The organism is Streptomyces olivochromogenes (assembly GCF_001514115.1).
Lineage (GTDB): Bacteria > Actinomycetota > Actinomycetes > Streptomycetales > Streptomycetaceae > Streptomyces > Streptomyces olivochromogenes.
Map to the genome: position 1 here is coordinate 1 of NZ_KQ948501.1, position 2334 is coordinate 2334.

General features: G+C 67.1%; 4 protein-coding genes and 1 pseudogene. 2 read left to right on the plus strand and 3 right to left on the minus strand.

The annotated features are described in order from the left end of the window. Positions 1-212 (minus strand): annotated as a pseudogene (locus tag AQJ27_RS50530) (hypothetical protein); the annotation flags it as partial. Positions 213-558: 346 nt separating this feature from the next. Here AQJ27_RS50530 and AQJ27_RS50535 point away from each other — a divergent pair. Then, on the plus strand, positions 559-783 hold the full coding sequence (locus AQJ27_RS50535; RefSeq protein ID WP_067385709.1) for a hypothetical protein: 225 nt from the start codon (positions 559-561) through the stop codon (positions 781-783). 180 nt (positions 784-963) lie between these two features. On the opposite strand, the gene AQJ27_RS50540 is transcribed toward AQJ27_RS50535, so the two are convergent. Continuing rightward, on the minus strand, positions 964-1299 hold the full coding sequence (locus AQJ27_RS50540; RefSeq protein WP_067385711.1) for a lysine transporter LysE: 336 nt from the start codon (positions 1297-1299) through the stop codon (positions 964-966). A gap of 119 nt (positions 1300-1418) precedes the next feature. Between AQJ27_RS50540 and AQJ27_RS57160 the strand changes: the two genes are divergently transcribed. After that, complete coding sequence (locus AQJ27_RS57160) at positions 1419-1733, plus strand: hypothetical protein (RefSeq protein WP_159064673.1); 315 nt, start codon at positions 1419-1421, stop codon at positions 1731-1733. Between the two features lie 57 nt (positions 1734-1790). On the opposite strand, the gene AQJ27_RS50550 is transcribed toward AQJ27_RS57160, so the two are convergent. Further along, on the minus strand, positions 1791-2036 hold the full coding sequence (locus AQJ27_RS50550) for a DUF3761 domain-containing protein (RefSeq protein ID WP_067385718.1): 246 nt from the start codon (positions 2034-2036) through the stop codon (positions 1791-1793). Between the last annotated feature and the right edge of the window lie 298 nt (positions 2037-2334).

The window sequence follows — 2334 nt, forward strand, 5'->3', positions numbered from 1 at the left end:
TACGAGGCCATGACGTTGGTGACGCCGCTGTGGAGCCGAGCCGCTGGTGGGTGGTTCCTGACAGCGGTGTGTGGGCGGTGGTAGTTGTCGTGGACGTTCCTGATCACGTGCGTGGCGAACCACACCCTCGCCCGGTGCAGGAAGCCGATCGCGGTGGCTGCCTTCTCGTCATGCAGTGCTTCGGTGTAGGCGAGGCGGCTGTAACCATCGACGATGTACTCCACCGTGAGCCCGGCCGCGCGCGACTGCTCCACCACCGACGCCCGCACCCCGCGCACTGCGGCTTGCGTGACGGATGTGGCGGCCGCAGTGCTGCGGCGACCGCTCAGAGGTGGCCGTCCAGGAACTCCCGTGCACAGTCCTGGTGATCGGGACACGGGTACACCTCCCGCCGTACCGGTGCCCGCATTCACTGTGGACAAGCCGCGACCTGGACGCTCCCACAGGTACTGGTTCCGGCAACACGCCGTCAGGACACCTCTTGAGAGCTGGCACCGTCAGGAAAATGGCCGTGTGCGATACGCCCGTTTGTCCTCGGCCGTAACAGTTGATCGAGGCGTGATCCTCGACGGCACCCTCAGCCCCACGAGCAAGGTCTTGTACGTGGTCCTGCTGGCCGTGCCCGACGACACGGACATCCGCGATACGGCACCTGCTCTCGTTGGGGTCGGCTCCTCAGCCGACCTGGACCCGTACCTTGCGGAACTGGTGGATGCCGGTCTCATCAAGACCGGCATCCACATGGGAGAGGAGTTCGTCACCGTTCATGGGGCACCGGCCTGACTGCTTGAATCGAAACCGGGATGTCCAGGAAGGCGCTCAACGGGAAGTGCGTACCGGACTCCGCGGGCTGAGTACGGCTCAACGATGCGGGCTTGCGGCTCCGCGGAGGCAGTGGTGGCGTGCGTTCAGTTGGCCGTTGAGCGTTGCACCGGCCGGCTGAGCGCATGGAGCCAAACGGCCTCACAGACAGTCGCAGCCTGTGGCGTAGAGCAGAAGGAAGAGGGCCGTCATGGCGGTCACAGTGAAGCCGACAGCGGTCAGGGCAGCAAGGCCCCGACGGCGACCCTTCGTGGGAGTGCGAAAGGTCTGCCAGGCACCGTGGGCGAGGAAGAAGCTGAGCAGCCCGGCCCCCGCGATGGTGAAGCGTGGGCTGAAGGACCAGCTCAGGTAGGCGATCAGAGCCAGGCAGCCGAGCAGGGCGCAGGCGAGCAGGCTGAGGATCACCTCGGCGACGGCTTCTCCCACCGTCTCGATCAGGAAGTCGCCGACGCCTTTCGCTGCCCTGCGGACCCCCACGGCGCTCCTCCACCCTCGCGTCCGATGGCCCGAGCGGGGCCTGATAGGGAGGACCCCCGCCGAGCCGAAACGGTTGCCGAGGTGCTCAGGAGCTGCCAGCTACGGCACACAGTCACACCTTGACGAAGGACATAGAGGCACCCCCCCCAACACAACTATCGCACGACGGCGCGCGGCAAGCAGGTGGCCGTCAGTCTCCTGCTGGACTGGTGGATGGTCGGGCGGGCTGGAGGCCCGCCCGGCTCAACCTCGCCATGAAGCTGATGTCAGCTTGTCCTTTATGGCCTGAGATCGAGGCGTTCTGGCTGGCCGGTGACCTGCGCGACGACGACTTCGAGGACCGCTTCATCGAGGACGTCATCGTCGCCGACATTGGCGAAGGCACTGACGGATGGGAATCCAACGGCGACTCCTACGCTGTTGAGCTCAGGTGACCTGCCGCCGATCATGAAGCCCCCGGACGTGGCCGGGGGCCTCATGCGGACTGGGATCTACCGGTACCAGTACTTGACGCCCCGGTGGTGCGAGCAGGTGCCGCGGGCGTGGGCGCTGTAGGACCAGGTGCTGTCCTTGCACTTCGCCGTTGCCCCGCGCGGATGCGGCGAGTTGGCCTTGCAGACGCCCGTGGTGTGCCGGGCGCACGTCGCCGCTGCTGCGTCGGTCGCCACCGCGACCGGGGCAACGAGCGCGGCCGCCAGTACGGCTGCCGCAACTGCGCTCCGCAATGTGGTCAGCATGAGAGCTTCCCCCTCCTGTGGATTCGGAGAGGCGATCATGGGCCTGGCTGCCGGGAAGAGGCGGCCGGCCGAGTGAGCGGTCACCAGGCTGTGACGGTTGCGGCCCGGTCGTAGCCGCACGTTCGAGTCGTACGTACATGTGCGCGACCTGCACGGATGGCTGTCAGGCGCTGTACTGCTCGGGCTTCGGCGTCCGGGACATGAGCGCGGCGGCCGCGTCCGGGACGCTGGTAGTGCCGTCGATCACCGCGGCGACGACCTCGGTGATCGGCATCTCCACCCCGTGGACCCGCGACAC